Annotated in this window: 16 protein-coding genes; 12 read left to right on the forward strand and 4 right to left on the reverse strand. The window is 50.6% G+C overall.

Annotation, left to right across the window (positions count from 1 at the left end):
- Nucleotides 1–4: 4 nt before the first annotated feature.
- Entirely contained in the window at nucleotides 5–1777 is a 1773-nt protein-coding gene (locus L2Y54_RS07545) for a coiled-coil domain-containing protein (RefSeq protein ID WP_236501208.1), read from the reverse strand.
- A gap of 161 nt (nucleotides 1778–1938) precedes the next feature.
- Between L2Y54_RS07545 and rpoH the strand changes: the two genes are divergently transcribed.
- Entirely contained in the window at nucleotides 1939–2808 is an 870-nt protein-coding gene (rpoH, locus tag L2Y54_RS07550; RefSeq protein WP_236501209.1) for an RNA polymerase sigma factor RpoH, read from the forward strand.
- 260 nt (nucleotides 2809–3068) lie between these two features.
- Here rpoH and L2Y54_RS07555 read toward each other — a convergent pair whose 3' ends face one another.
- Nucleotides 3069–3275 (reverse strand): hypothetical protein, encoded by a 207-nt coding sequence (locus L2Y54_RS07555; protein ID WP_236501210.1) that lies wholly within the window; start codon nucleotides 3273–3275, stop codon nucleotides 3069–3071.
- Between the two features lie 44 nt (nucleotides 3276–3319).
- Here L2Y54_RS07555 and L2Y54_RS07560 point away from each other — a divergent pair, with 44 nt between their 5' ends.
- From L2Y54_RS07560 to L2Y54_RS07570, 3 genes are read left to right on the forward strand one after another with little or no spacing between them, the layout of a single operon-like run.
- On the forward strand, nucleotides 3320–3922 hold the full coding sequence (locus tag L2Y54_RS07560) for an HNH endonuclease (protein WP_236501211.1): 603 nt from the start codon (nucleotides 3320–3322) through the stop codon (nucleotides 3920–3922).
- Between the two features lie 59 nt (nucleotides 3923–3981).
- Nucleotides 3982–4761 carry a T6SS effector amidase Tae4 family protein gene (locus L2Y54_RS07565; RefSeq protein WP_236501212.1) on the forward strand — a complete coding sequence of 260 codons (780 nt, stop codon included), beginning with the start codon at nucleotides 3982–3984 and terminating at the stop codon, nucleotides 4759–4761.
- A gap of 17 nt (nucleotides 4762–4778) precedes the next feature.
- Nucleotides 4779–5216: a hypothetical protein gene (locus L2Y54_RS07570; RefSeq protein WP_236501213.1), complete on the forward strand. Its 438-nt coding sequence runs from the start codon at nucleotides 4779–4781 to the stop codon at nucleotides 5214–5216.
- 14 nt (nucleotides 5217–5230) lie between these two features.
- Here the strand turns inward: L2Y54_RS07570 and L2Y54_RS07575 are convergent, their stop codons facing one another.
- Entirely contained in the window at nucleotides 5231–5773 is a 543-nt protein-coding gene (locus L2Y54_RS07575) for an SPOR domain-containing protein (protein WP_236501214.1), read from the reverse strand.
- 94 nt (nucleotides 5774–5867) lie between these two features.
- Here L2Y54_RS07575 and L2Y54_RS07580 point away from each other — a divergent pair, with 94 nt between their 5' ends.
- The 8 genes from L2Y54_RS07580 (at nucleotide 5868) to L2Y54_RS07615 (ending at nucleotide 12531) form a co-directional block, all read left to right on the forward strand.
- Nucleotides 5868–6701 carry a DUF3025 domain-containing protein gene (locus L2Y54_RS07580; protein ID WP_236501215.1) on the forward strand — a complete coding sequence of 278 codons (834 nt, stop codon included), beginning with the start codon at nucleotides 5868–5870 and terminating at the stop codon, nucleotides 6699–6701.
- A gap of 88 nt (nucleotides 6702–6789) precedes the next feature.
- Entirely contained in the window at nucleotides 6790–8523 is a 1734-nt protein-coding gene (gene gspE, locus L2Y54_RS07585) for a type II secretion system ATPase GspE (RefSeq protein ID WP_236501216.1), read from the forward strand.
- Nucleotides 8510–9742: a type II secretion system F family protein gene (locus L2Y54_RS07590; protein ID WP_236501217.1), complete on the forward strand. Its 1233-nt coding sequence runs from the start codon at nucleotides 8510–8512 to the stop codon at nucleotides 9740–9742. Before gspE ends, L2Y54_RS07590 begins: the two co-directional genes overlap by 14 nt.
- Before the next feature lie 54 nt (nucleotides 9743–9796).
- The gene (gene gspG / locus L2Y54_RS07595) at nucleotides 9797–10240 is read left to right on the forward strand and encodes a type II secretion system major pseudopilin GspG (protein WP_236501218.1); all 444 of its coding nucleotides are present in this window, start codon (nucleotides 9797–9799) and stop codon (nucleotides 10238–10240) included.
- Nucleotides 10215–10661 carry a GspH/FimT family pseudopilin gene (locus L2Y54_RS07600; RefSeq protein WP_236501220.1) on the forward strand — a complete coding sequence of 149 codons (447 nt, stop codon included), beginning with the start codon at nucleotides 10215–10217 and terminating at the stop codon, nucleotides 10659–10661. The genes gspG and L2Y54_RS07600 overlap by 26 nt, the downstream gene beginning before the upstream one ends.
- On the forward strand, nucleotides 10645–11040 hold the full coding sequence (locus L2Y54_RS07605; RefSeq protein ID WP_236501222.1) for a prepilin-type N-terminal cleavage/methylation domain-containing protein: 396 nt from the start codon (nucleotides 10645–10647) through the stop codon (nucleotides 11038–11040). Before L2Y54_RS07600 ends, L2Y54_RS07605 begins: the two co-directional genes overlap by 17 nt.
- On the forward strand, nucleotides 11037–11654 hold the full coding sequence (locus L2Y54_RS07610) for a prepilin-type N-terminal cleavage/methylation domain-containing protein (protein WP_236501224.1): 618 nt from the start codon (nucleotides 11037–11039) through the stop codon (nucleotides 11652–11654). Before L2Y54_RS07605 ends, L2Y54_RS07610 begins: the two co-directional genes overlap by 4 nt.
- A complete protein-coding gene (locus L2Y54_RS07615) occupies nucleotides 11644–12531 on the forward strand; it encodes a type II secretion system minor pseudopilin (protein ID WP_236501226.1) in 888 nt (295 codons plus the stop codon). Before L2Y54_RS07610 ends, L2Y54_RS07615 begins: the two co-directional genes overlap by 11 nt.
- Here L2Y54_RS07615 and wecA read toward each other — a convergent pair.
- On the reverse strand, nucleotides 12485–13558 hold the full coding sequence (gene wecA / locus L2Y54_RS07620; RefSeq protein WP_236501227.1) for a UDP-N-acetylglucosamine--undecaprenyl-phosphate N-acetylglucosaminephosphotransferase: 1074 nt from the start codon (nucleotides 13556–13558) through the stop codon (nucleotides 12485–12487). The two genes, L2Y54_RS07615 and wecA, sit on opposite strands and share 47 nt — an antisense overlap.
- Between the last annotated feature and the right edge of the window lie 247 nt (nucleotides 13559–13805).

The following is a 13805-nucleotide window of genomic DNA, read 5'->3' on the forward strand; positions in this document are numbered from 1 at the left end:
TCGCTTAGGCAGTTGCGCTGTAAACGCGCAATTGCTGCCCCAGTTTTTGCAGCATCACGTCCCGTTGTTGCAGGGCTTTTTCTTTGTGCAGTAATTGTTGATTAAGCTGCGCGATAATGGTGTCTTTGATATTGATCACTTTGTCGCGCTGTTCCAACTTGTGTTCCCATGCATGGTTAACCCGATCACGTTCTTGCGTTTGATTTGCCATAGTTGTCAGGGTGTCGAGCTGTTGTAATAAGCTGTTTTCTTGGGCGTGCTGTTTGTCGGTGAGTTCACTGATGGCGCTGATGTGTTGCAACAGTAACGCTTCACGGCTGGCATGTTGTTGCTCGCGTTCGGTGAATTGTTCTTCACGGCGTTGTAGGGCTATTTCGCGTTCGTTTAAGCGTTGCTCATGGGTTTGCAGCAATTGCTGTTGTTCCAGTATCGACTGGTCTTTGGTTTGCAGGGTTTTGTCACGTTCGCTGAGTTGCTGTGCAAACTGCTGTTGCTGGTGTTCTTGCCGCTGGATGACCTGATCTTTTTCCAGAATTAACGTGTCTTTGTGTTGCACCAGCTTGGCGTATTCGGTGAGGTGTTTTTCCTTGTCGAGTAAGGTGATTTCCAACTCGGCAACCCGTTGGTGGTGGTTGTCGATGTGCTGTTGCTGGGCGAGCAGGCGTTGTTCCAGTTCGTTGAGATGGGCTTGCAGCGCTTGAATCGACAGGTCACGTTGCTGAATTTCTTTATCGCGTTCTTGAAGTTGTAAAAACTGTGCGGCAATTTGTGCGTCACGGCGTTGCAGGCTGCGTTCCCGTTCGTTAATGGTTTGGTCGCGGGCGGTAAGTTGCTGGTCTTTTGCGAGTGTTTGATTATTTTGTTCCAGTAGCAGTTGTTCGCGTGTTTGTGCAATACGGTCTTTTTCGTGCAGCAGGCGGGTTTGTTCGGCTAACTGCTCATTGCGCAAACTGATTTGATCAACTTTGCGACGTACTAGGCTGTCACGTTGGTGAATTTGCTGATCTTTCTGGAAAATCAGGTCATCGCGGCGTTGTAATAGGCGGTCAAAATCACGCAGCCGCCGATCACGTTGCAGGATCTGCTGGTCACGTTCTTGGAGGTGGCGGTCACGTTCGGAAAGATGGCGATTGCGCTCGCTTAGCAGTTGTTCCTGGGTGTAAATGCGTTGTTGGTGGTCGCGAATCCAGCGATTGAGTGCTTCGAGTTGTTGGCTGAGTTCTTGAATGCTGGTGTCGCGTTTGCCGATTTGTTTGTCGCGGTTGTCGATTTCACGGTCGCGTTTGCCGATGTGATTGTCTTTTTCTTCAAGGCGGCGATTTCGGATGTGAATTTGGTCTTCACGTTCCAGAATGTACTTTTCTTTCTGGCTGGCAAGTTGCTCGATTTCGCGCGAGTGGTTCTCTAATTCGCGAATAATTTGGTCACGTTCTTGAATGACAGCCTCTTTTTGTTGGAGAGCCGCATCACGTTGGGCAAGCTGTTGGTCGCGTTCTTGGGTGCTGTGTTGATTGCTCAGGAGCAGTTGTTCTTTTTCGGTGAGCAATTCTTCCTTACGCGCCATGTGTTGGTCGCGCTCGCGTAAGGAATGTTCCAATGTATCAATGAGTTGATCTTTGCTGTGCAGCGCTTCATTAAGCGTCAGGAGCTTGGCTTCAGTGTGTTGCAAACGTTCATAAGCATCACGCCAGCGATCAATTAGGGTTTGTCGGTCACTGGCGGTGAGAAAGCGGTTGCCTTCGATTTTCTCGATAAGAGTCTGTTCTTCGCGATTCATTGTTATAATGTTCTACTTATCTGTTTATGCGCTATCATAAAGCATAATGTGTTAAAAATAACGTGGCATGAACCAAATAAAGACAGCAACCAAACGGGTTATTAGCACTCTAAGGCGATGAGTGCTAAGATAATGCTATAAGTAAATTGAGGAGATCACGCATGACTAACGCCATGATGCTCAAAGGGCAAACACTTCCGGTTCCCGTGGGGAATCTGGAAAGTTACATCCATACGATCCACGCCATTCCGGTTCTGGAAGTAGAGGAAGAGCGTGAGTTAGCTGAACGTCTGAAATATGCCAGTGATTTGGAAGCAGCCCGTCAGCTCATTTTGCACAACTTACGCTTTGTGGTGAAAGTGGCGCGGGGGTATAGCGGGTACGGCTTACCGTTGGGCGATTTGGTGCAGGAAGGCAACGTTGGCTTGATGAAAGCAGTGAAGCGTTTCGACCCTGATATGAATGTACGACTGATTTCGTTTGCGGTGCATTGGATTCGCGCGGAGATCCATGAGTTCATTTTGCGCAACTGGAAAATCGTCAAAGTGGCGACCACTAAGGCGCAACGCAAACTGTTCTTCAACTTGCGCAGCAGCAAAAAGCGCTTGGGTTGGTTGAATCAGGAAGAAGCGCAGTCGATGGCAGATGATTTAGGGGTGACAACTGCCGAAGTGCTGGAAATGGAAAAGCGTATGAGTGCGCATGATGTGTCATTTGATCTCAGTATTGATCAGGATGAAGACGATTCTGCCAATTTTTCCCCTAGCCAATATTTGGTGGCAGAATCGGCGGACCCGGCAGAAACCTTGGAAGCGGAAGAGTGGGATGCTTATACCCGTGGACGTTTCCAAACAGCCTTGGCTAACTTGGATGCCCGCAGCCGTGATATTTTGGCGAGCCGTTGGTTGGTTGAAGAGAAAGCAACCCTGCACGAGTTGGCAGAAAAATATAGCGTATCGGCAGAGCGGATTCGCCAGCTTGAAAATGCGGCGGTGAGCAAGTTGCGCTTAGCCGTGGTGGAAGCCGCATAAAAAAAGGTCGCATTAGCGACCTTTTTTATAACACTGAATGCTTAACCCAAAAAAGCGACCGACAGGAAGCTAAACCACGAAAAAGCAATCAAACCTACCACAATCAACATCGGAATGCCGAAATCCCAGCTAAACATACCTACATACCTCTAAAATACTTATGTGCATAAGAGGATAAAGGAATGCCGCCCTCCTGACAAGATCAGGAAGCGCTAAAACCAGCGGCACGCGCGGGACAGGGGGCGGAGCTGGGTGTTAATTCAGCCGGAAAAAACCACCGAAAAGAAGCTGAACCAAGAGAACAAAATCATTGCAATCACAATTGCAAAGGGCAAGCCATAATCAAAACTAAACATGGTGGTCTCCTTCCAAATATCTTCAGTAATCAATGTGTGCAGTGTGCCTGAAGTGATAGGGTTGAAACCTTGACATGGCTCAAGGATTTCAGCGGGCGATGACAACTTCATGAAAAATATTATGAATACTTGATTTATGTCAGGAATCTGCAATCATGCTGCACATGATCAGCTTGAACCAACTAATCCTGCGCACTGACGTAAGTGGGATGCCGTTGGAATGGATTCATTTCCAAACGGCAGTCAAACTTTATTATTCTGAGCAAGTGGCTTACACCTGCGGGACTCCCATTCTCGCCATTCGGGGCGGTATCAACGCCATCACCGGGCAACGTAGCCGGATTATCCTGAATTCCATCATTGCCACACACGGCAGCAAGCAACAATTACACGAGTATTATGTACCACCACTCAGTAACCCCTTGCTGTTTCGGCGCGATAACCATATTTGCCTGTACTGCGGGCAACATTTTCAGGAAAAAGATTTATCCCGTGACCATGTGCGCCCTTTAGTGCTAGGTGGTCCCGATCGTTGGACCAATGCTGTCACTGCGTGTAAATCGTGTAATAGCCGTAAAGGCGGACGTACCCCAGAGCAGGCGCACATGCCCTTATTGGCTGTGCCATTCCAACCCACGTATGCAGAATATATTTTTTTGCAGGGGCGCAATATTCTCGCGGATCAGATGGAGTTTTTGAGTGCGCATTTCCCCCGAACCAGCAAATTACGTGAGCGCGGGCAATTGGGCGGATTTTAGTTGCGCTGCCACGCGGATTTTTGCCTATAGTCATAGCGTGTTCATCAAGGAATTGCTCCATGCCTGAGTCAAGTTCGTTCTGGAGTTGGTTGTTGTCGTTGTTTCGGCCGCGTCGTCCGGCTCCAGTGGTACCGGCAAGTCCACCGCCGGTTACTCCGCCTCCCAGTGTTACGTCACCGCCAATCGCTACCGAACCGGAACGGGCGGCTATTGTGGCAGAATTACAGGATGCTCCTGCTTTGCCGCCCCCGCCGCCACGGCGACCTCCCGCATTAACCCCCTTAGAGAATACGCCGCCATTACCGGATATTGATGTGGGGATATTGGAACAGGTGTTGCCACAGGAAGGGCCGAAGTTAGGTTTTCGGCTATTGTGGAATAACCATCCAACAGTTGAGACGGGGGAAACCTTTCCGTGCCGCGATGCTGAGGGCAACCCTCACTTTGGGAATCAGTGCGCCATCTTGATGGGAACGTGTTTATTGCGCAGTAATTTGTTGCAAGGCTATGACAAAACCACCTGTTGGTATCGCGGGCATAAAGGTCACACGTTACGGGCACGTGAGGTGGCAGATTGGATGCGGCGTAATCCTGGGCGTTTTGGAGCGGTGGAAATTCGTCGCAATGTATCGTGGGGGGCATTCAAGGGGCGCACGGGATTTGTGTGTTTTCATAATTTTTGGGGGGAGGGCAACCAAGGGGATCATATTGACTTGTGGGATGGCACGGGCATTTTGATGCGTGAGAAAAACCCGGATTGGGAAGGCCCGGCTCTGGCAGATGGTTCCTTGGACTATTTTGAGCGTTCGGAGGAAGTATGGTTTTGGCCCGTCCATTAATCTGCGCTGTGGCCTGCGTGTTGCTGTTGACAGCTTGCGAACCTGAGCGACAGCCTAATACGCAAGCGCTGGTGTTGCCTGAGCGTTTTACCACCCCGCACGTGACGGATCAGGCTCAAGCCGCAGGTTTGACCTTGGTGTTGAGTGATAATGGCGGTGGGTGTCAGTTGCAGGTGGGGAAAACGGCGCCGCCTGTTTGGCTTAAGCCGATGGCACCGTGTTATTTCATGAAGTCACCGGGAGCGGCACAAGCGCAAGTTTACCGGCATGATAAAACGACTGCGGTAGTGGCGGTGGTGGGGACACCCGTCAAAGGTAATCGTTGTGGGCGGGAGGTGCAGGGTTTGGTCATCAAGGGCGGGGCAGTAACACCTTCTGCTTATGTGATGCAGGGCAGCGTCCACTGCGCTGATCAAGGCTTACAAAATTTCCAGTATGAGTTATTTGCAAAATAAAGGGGTGGGAAAAGTTAATCGCCTTCTACAACAAAACTTGCGCCAAAGTTGGCGGGGTAACGGCTACGGAGTTTAGTCTGCAAGGTTTCAGCTTGCTTGCGTGAAGAGAATGCGCCGACCCGTAATTTGAACATTAGTCCACGCGGTGTGTTTAAACTGACCAGATAAGCATCATAACCATCTTGGGCAAGGGCATCGCGCCAACCGTACAATTGTCTGGAATCATAACCCGCCGCTACCTGTACGGCGTAGCGATTGGTGGTATAGCGTGTGTCTTCGCGGTCGCGAATGACGGGGGTGGGCTTGCGTTGTTGCGCTTGAATGTAGTTATTGCTGGGTTCCCATACGTCGTCGTTGCGGGGATTGTTGTTATTACTGCTGCCAAGATTCCACTCTGAAAGGTTAGGGCGATAATTAATAAAAGGTAGTTTTCCTGCTTTATACAAAACCACAAGCGTGACCACGCCCACTACCAATATCAGGGAATGAATCATTTTAAAGACAAAGCCGCGCTGTTGACGGAAGGAACTCGATGACACGCTACTGGAATGCTTCACTCCGACCTCTTTTGACCTATTGCTGCCCTATGACTATAGCCAAAAAGACAGGGATAAGGGAGGTTGAGTTGCGTTAAAATTCATGGTTTCGGTCATGAATGGATTGGCGATGACTTCCGACATCTGGAATGCTGACTTCGATACCTTACATCCCTGCTTTCAGCAGTTACGTAACCGTTGTTGTTGGGCAGGGTTAACGGACTGGCCTGCGTGTGAATGCTTGAATCAATTATTGCCAGCGGCGTTGTGCGCTCAGTCGGGGTTGCCAGTGCGTTTTTTTCCGCAAGATAATACGCTGCCATTTCCTGAGTTGTATTATGAAGAGCGTATTTTTCAGCATGGCATGGTGGCGACTCGTGCGAATTGGCACGATTTTTTTAATGCCCTAATGTGGAGTGTATTTCCACAGACCAAGGTGATGATTAATGCTTTGCACGCGGCTGACATCCAGCAGTACGGTAAACCGCGCACGCCTCAGCGGGATGCATTGACGGTGTTGGATGAAAGCGGGGTGATCATTGTTGCCAGTCGGCGTGAGTGTCTGCAATACGTGATGGATTTCGCGTGGGAAACCTTGTTTTGGCAGGAACGGGCGGCGTGGGGGCAGGAAATTGCGTGTTTTATGATTGGTCATGCGACGCTGGAAAAAATGCTGACGCCGTATGTGGGGGTGACTGCCCATGCGCTCTTGGTGGAAGTGACGCCAGCGTTTTTCCACATGCCGCTGGCACAACAGCACGCTTATCTGGATCAGGTGGTATCCGGGCAATTGCAGCAAGGTAGCTTGGCTTCCACCGCTTGTATGAATCCGTTTCCGCTGCTGGGTGTCCCTGGTTGGTGGGACAATACGACGCCAGACTTTTACCGAAATACGGGCTATTTCCGTGGAAAAAACCGTGAGCGTGTGGTGCAAATCATTGCCGCATAATTTTCCGACCGTTTGGGGGGAAACTGCTTGCATGTTTCCTCTGCATCCCTAAAATGGGTTCGCATTATAATAATAAAGAAATACGATTATGCAGGTTGCGACATCCCATGCTCCAGCCGCACTGTTTGGCGAACGGCTGGTCAAACTAGGCAAACTAAAACCTTCTGATTTGGAACGTGCATTGCGGGCGCAGGCGGAAATTCGTCAGCCGCTGGGCAGTGTGTTAGTCCGTTTAGGAATGCTCACCGAACAAGAAGTCGCGTTCGTGTTGTCACGTCATCTGAATGTGCGCATGGCACTCAGCAAAGACTACCCTTCGTTACCCATCGAAAACCTCGGCATTGCCATTAATTACATGCGCAACGCGGAAATTGTTCCCTTGCAAGCGGGGGAAGAGCGTTTGGTCGTGGCAATGTCTAACCCGCAGGATGAATTTACCTGTCAGGCGATTTGCATGGCAAGCGGCAAATTGGTTGAGCCATTGTTGGGGCTACCTACTGAAATTCGTGCCAATATCGAGCGTTTGTATGGCGCGGAAGCCAGCAAAAAAGAATCGGGTGGGGATGGAGGCGACGAGTTTGAAATTACCAGCCAAGATCACAATCTGGATGACATTGAACACCTGAAGGACATGGCGAGTGAAGCGCCCGTGATTCGCTTGGTGAACCAGATTATGACCAATGCGATGAGCCAACGCGCGTCCGACATTCACATTGAGCCGTTTGAAACCCACCTGAAAGTGCGTTACCGGATTGACGGGGTGATTCACGAAGTCGAATCGCCGCCACCACAATTGACTGCCGCAATTATTTCACGCCTCAAATTGATGGCACGGCTGAATATTGCCGAGCGCCGTTTGCCGCAAGACGGGCGTATTCAACTCCGTGCGCAAGGCAAAGAAATCGACATGCGGGTTTCCACCGTACCGACCATGCACGGTGAAAGTGTGGTCATGCGTTTGCTGGATAAGCACAGCGTCAAGCTGGATCTGAATACGCTGGGCTTTTCCGATGACAATTTGCGCAAAGTGCAGCAGCAATTGGATGCGCCGCACGGAGTTATTCTGGTCACAGGGCCGACGGGTTCGGGGAAAACCACCACGCTGTATTCGGCGCTGACCCAGCTCAACACCCCAGAAAACAAAGTGCTGACGGTCGAAGATCCGGTGGAATACGAACTCGAAGGCATTAATCAAATTCAAGCGAACCCCAAAATTGGGTTGAATTTTGCCGACGCATTACGTTCCATTGTGCGCCAAGACCCAGACATTATTATGATCGGGGAAATGCGTGACGTGGAAACGGCGCGGATTGCGATTCAATCGGCGTTGACGGGTCACTTGGTGTTGTCCACCTTGCATACCAATGATGCTGCCAGCGGTATTACCCGTCTCATGGACATGGGGATTGAAGATTATCTAATCACATCCACGGTGAATGGCATTTTGGCACAACGTTTGGTGCGTCGTTTGTGTCCCCAGTGCCGCGAATCTCATTCGGTATTGCCGGAGATCGAGCAAGAACTCGGTTTGCGCCGTTATCAACCGGAGGGGGAGTTGCGTTTGTGGCACGCCAAAGGTTGCAGTGCCTGTGGCAATTCTGGCTACAAAGGGCGCAGTGCGATTCACGAAGTGTTGGTAATGGATGACCCTTTGCGCCGCTTAATCCTCAAGCACGAAGACGCGGGAGTGTTGCAAGAACAAGCGCGTAAAGGCGGAATGCGCACCATGTACGAAGACGGTTTGTACAAAGCCCTCAAAGGCGTAACCACGCTGGAAGAAGTATTGCGTGTGGCGGAGGAAACCCCGAATGCCCACGTATAGCTACAAAGCCATTACCCCCCAAGGTGTGGCAAAAGAAGGCAGGTTGGAAGCTGCGAATGAAGCCCAGGCGGCAGAAAGCCTGAATGCCCAAGGACTGATTCCGATCAAAATCGAAGCGGGGAAAGGTACGGCTAATGTGTCTTCCGGCACGGCACAGAAAAAATCCAGGGGTTTGTTTGCCAGCAAAGCGGTAAGTCAGCCCGACATTATGGCGTTGACGCAGCAACTCTCGACCATGTTGCGGGCAGGTTTGCCGCTAGACCGTGCCTTGGGCATTTTGCTGGAAATTGGCGATAAACCGGCGGTGCTGGAATTGGTGCAAGGTATCCAAAATCAGGTGCGCAGCGGCAAACGTTTCGCGGATTCACTGGAAACCAGCGGCAAATTTTCCAAGTTTTACATCAATATGGTGCGAGCAGGGGAAGCGGGTGGTTCGATTGACGATGCCTTGGCGCGTTTGGTGGAATACATGGCGCGTGCAAAAGAGTTGCGTGGCACGGTGATTTCGGCATTGATTTACCCAGCGATTTTGGCATTTGTGGCGGTGGTGTCGATTTTTGCGCTATTGGCGTTTGTTGTACCGCAATTTGCGCAAATGTTCGGTGACATGGGGGCGGAATTACCGACGATTACCAAGGTGGTGATGGGGACTGCGGCGACCTTGCGCGATTATTGGTGGGCGGTATTGGGCGGGTTTTTGCTGATTTTGATGCTGGTGCAATACGTATTTAGCAATGAAAAAGCACGTACCGGATTGGATCGCAGTATGTTGCGCTGGCCCTTGGTTGGTGATTTGGTCGGCAAGATTGAAACCGCCCGCTTTTCGCGCAGCTTAGGCACGTTGCTACACAATGGTGTGCCGTTACTCGGTGCGTTGAAAATTGCCAAAAATACCGTGGGCAACCGCGTCATGGCAGCAGCAGTAGAGGAATCTGCCGATAGCCTTAAGCAAGGCGAAAGCCTCACCCGTACATTATTAAGCAAAGGCGTGTTCCCCCCTTACGCCTTGCACATGTTGCGTGTCGGGGAAGAAACCGGGCGCATGGAAGAATTACTGCGTGAAGTTGCCGATATTTATGACGATGAAGTCAAAACGTCGGTGAAACAGCTATTAGCCCTGCTGGAACCGGTGCTGATTCTGATCATGGCAGTTGCCATTTTGGTGATTATTGGGTCGGTATTGTTGCCGATGATCAATATGGCTGATTTGGTTAAGTAGTTTCCCAAGAAAACCACAAGCTATTGAAATTATAATAAATAACAAGGAGTTAATATGCAGTTCCAATCTAAACCACGCCTGTCTGCTACCCAACGCGGCTTCAGCTTGATCGAATTGATGATCGTGCTGGTAATTCTCGGCTTGATTGCCGGGATCGTCGGGCCACAAGCCATGAAATACCTCGGCAAGGGCAAAGGGCAGTCAACCAAAGTACAGATTGAAAACATCAGTGCCGCGCTGGATATGTACCGTTTGGAAGTGGGCAGTTACCCCACTTCCGCCGATGGTTTGAAAGCCTTAGTGACTGCACCTTCCAGTGCGCGTGGCTGGAATGGCCCTTATTTGAAAAAAGGCGATGTGCCTAAAGATGCGTGGAACAATGACTATCAATACAAACGCCCCGGTAGTAACGGTCAGCCGTATGATTTGTTGTCATTTGGCGCGGACGGTGCAGCCGGTGGTGAAGGCGAAGATGCCGATATTACGCTCTGGAAATAACGGTTTCACTCTGCTCGAAGTCTTGCTGGTATTAATTATCGGCGGGCTATTGATGGGAGTGGTGGCAACCTCACTCTCCGAAGGGCCGGTGTTACGCAAAAGTAGCCGCGAAGTCGCGGCGAGTTTGCGTCATGCACGGGCGCAAGCGGTGATGCGTCAACAGCCGACGCTGTGGAAAATGCACATTCAGGAAAAACGTTTCTGGATTGAGGGGGGTACAGCCGATACGGAACGCCATCTCAGTGCCGCGATTACCGCCAAAATCAACACCACTTCTTCCGAAGTCGATGCCGCCAATCAGGGCGGCATTCGCTTTTTTCCTGATGGCAGTTCCACTGGTGGCTCGGTGGAATTGACGCACAACCAACAGACCTACAAGGTCAACGTGGAATGGGTGACGGGGCGTGTTTCAATCCAATAAAGGTTTTTCCCTGCTCGAGGTGCTGGTCGCTTTCGTGGTCATGGGTTTGGTGGTTGGGGTTTTGCTGCAATTATTTGGCTCATCCATGCGCAGTGTGGCGTTGGCGGATGAATACAGCTTTGCCATACAGGTCGCTGAATCCCGCTTAGCGGCGGTGGGCAATGACATTGAGGTGGAGGAAGGCAACGTCAGCGGTGAAGAACAAGGTTCCGGCTACCGTTGGGAGGTGCAAATGTCCCCGCTCGAACTCGGCGAAGCGTTGGAAAAACTACCCGTTTCCTTGCAGCTTTACCGGGTGGAAGTCGTCGTGACCTGGAAAAGTGGCGATAGCTCGCGTGAGTTCCACCTCTCTTCCCTGCGTTTTGGGGAGGCAATATGAGGCAACGCGGTTTTACTTTGCTGGAAATGTTGATTGCGTTTTCGTTGGTTTCCTTGCTGTTTCTCGCCTTATTCGCCAGTTTCAACACCATTGGGCGCAGTTGGGATGCGGCAGATACGCGCATGAATAAAACCGAAGACATGCGCCTGATCAGTGACTTTCTGCGTCGCCAGTTGGGGCAGGCGATGGTGGTGCGTATTGCCGGTGAAAAAGAAGCCAAAGTGTATGCGTTTGAGGGAACGGCAACTTCCTTGCGTTATGCCGCGCCGTTGCAACCCTTGCAGCATCAAGGCGGCGTGTTTCTGATCGAACTCAATATTGTGGCGGGCAAAGACGCTAAAAAACTGGAAATGCTGTTCGCCCCGTATCGCCCGGAACTGACGTGGGAGGATGCGTTTGCAGAGGCAGAGCCAGTATTGATTTTCGAGGGCTTGCAAGCGGCTGAGTTTGAGTATTTCGGTGCGGAAGCAGAGGGCAAAGACCCGGATTGGACATCCGATTGGGAAGACAAGCCGCGCTACCCCGATATGCTGAAACTCACCTTGGCGGATAAAGAACGTGCTTGGCCTGAGCTGTTGGTGGATTTGCCACAGGTAACTGATTATGCGAAATAAACAATCCGGGGTTGCCATGATCGTCGTGTTATGGATGATCATGGTCATGATGACGCTGGCTGCCAGTTTGTTATACGCCACGCGCACCGAAACCAGCATGGTGGATTACGCTCGCCGCAGTGCGCAGGCACGAGCTGTGGCGGATGCGGCGGCACATTACACGGTGCTGCAATTATTCCTGCCCAATAAAGAGCGGGAACTCAAGCTTGGCGGTGCGCCTTTACTGTGGGAGTACGAGGGTATGAAAGCCGAAATCCGGGTGGTGGGTGAAAACGGTCTTATCGACATCAATTACGCCAGCCGCCCTTTACTGCAATTGATTTTTGAGCAAGCGGGTTTGGATGAACAATCTACCCAAAACATGCTGGATATTCTGGAAGATTTCCGCGATGTTGATGATCTCAAACGTATTAACGGTGCAGAAGATGGGGATTATAAGAATGCAGGCTTGCTGTTTGGGGCAAAAGATGCGCCATTTGAACGCATTGAGGAATTGCAACAAGTCTTAGGGATGACACCGCAGCTTTACCAAGCCATGACGCGCTTTCTCACGGTGAATTCTGGCGCGGCAGGCATTAATCCCATGTTGGCTCCACGTCAAATGCTGCTGCTGCTGGCGGAAGGTGATGCCGCTAAAGTTGATGCTTATATGCTTCAGCGCGAGGAGTCCGAGGGGCAGTACGTGCAACCTGATTTCGGGGGGGCGTTTATTGATGCCAGCCAACAGCCTTTGTATCGGATGCAAATCAGAGTTTATACCGACGAAACCGCTCCCCCGTATTTTGAAGAGCGGTCGTTGCGCCTAAGACCTGGGCAAACCCCGCCGTTTGTTAATTATTTCCGTATCTTGCAAGAATCTTCCGCGCAGTTTGAGTAAGGGTTGCGGCTTCAATCCAACGTTTCAGGCTGCCTTTCTCCGCATCCACCAAGGGCGCGACCGCTAACAGATACGCCAGGAAGGTGAGTAAGAAACCGTAGAACATCACGCTGGCATTGGTTTGCCAGTATTCGGTGAGGATACCGACGCTGGCAAAGACTGCGGCAAGCGTTACCATCGTGACTAGGGTGGCGCACTTGCTCATGCCAATTTCCAGCAATAGGTGATGCAGGTGATCACGTCCGGCTGCAAAAGGTGAGCGGCGACTCCGTAAGCGCACCAGAATTACCCGCACCATGTCCATCAGTGGCAGGGCAATCAACCACAGGGCGGTGACAGGGCGGAAGGCTGGGTGCGCAGGGTCTTGCGTGCCTTCAATGAGCAACCAACTGATACTTAAACCGATTAGCATGGAACCGGCATCCCCCATGAAAATTTTCTCTTTAAACGGTGGTAGCACCAAGTTATTCATTAGATAGGGAATCAGAGCAGCGACGAATATCACGCTAATACTCAACAGCGTGCTATGCGTGGAGAGGCTAAACAAGGTGATCAAACTCAACAAGGTGACTAAGGCAATGGATCCTAATAACCCATCAATGCCATCGATCATATTGAAGGCATTAATCACGCCCAATACGATTAAGACGGTGAACGGGTAGCTAAAGATGCCCAAGTCGATTTCACCCATTCCCAATAAATCGCCTAAGTTGGCTAATGACACACCAGTACCAATGCATAATGCCAAGGTGAGCAGTACTTGCATCACAATCCGCAATTTGACCGAAAGGTCTTCGGCATCATCCGCGACTCCTAACAGCACGATACCTAAAGCGCATAACAACCAACTGGTGATAACGGCATCATTAGGCAGCGTTAGCATTACTGCTGTTGCGACCCCGATGAAAATGGACATACCCCCGATTAACGGGACAGCACCCTTGTGTTGTTTGCGGCCTTTGGGAATGTCTAATAATTTGGCGCGATGCGCCACGGGTTTTAGTAAATGGAGTGCTATCCATGTCACGCATACACTCGTGATTAGCGATATTATAAGCATATTGTCCTCGGAGTTTCTGACTAGCTTTCTTATTTTGTGATTGTAGTCACTGATAATCGATTTTAGTTATTTCTTGACGCTAAGTGAGCAATAATTCTGATTAGTGGAGGGGGCGCTATTAAGGGAACAGATAGGCGGTAGTTTATCTGCCATTGGTCAGAATCTTAGGATTATTCGCTATTGTTGTGCTAGTTTGATTCACCAATATTAATAA

It is taken from the genome of Thiothrix winogradskyi, assembly GCF_021650935.1.
GTDB lineage: Bacteria > Pseudomonadota > Gammaproteobacteria > Thiotrichales > Thiotrichaceae > Thiothrix > Thiothrix winogradskyi.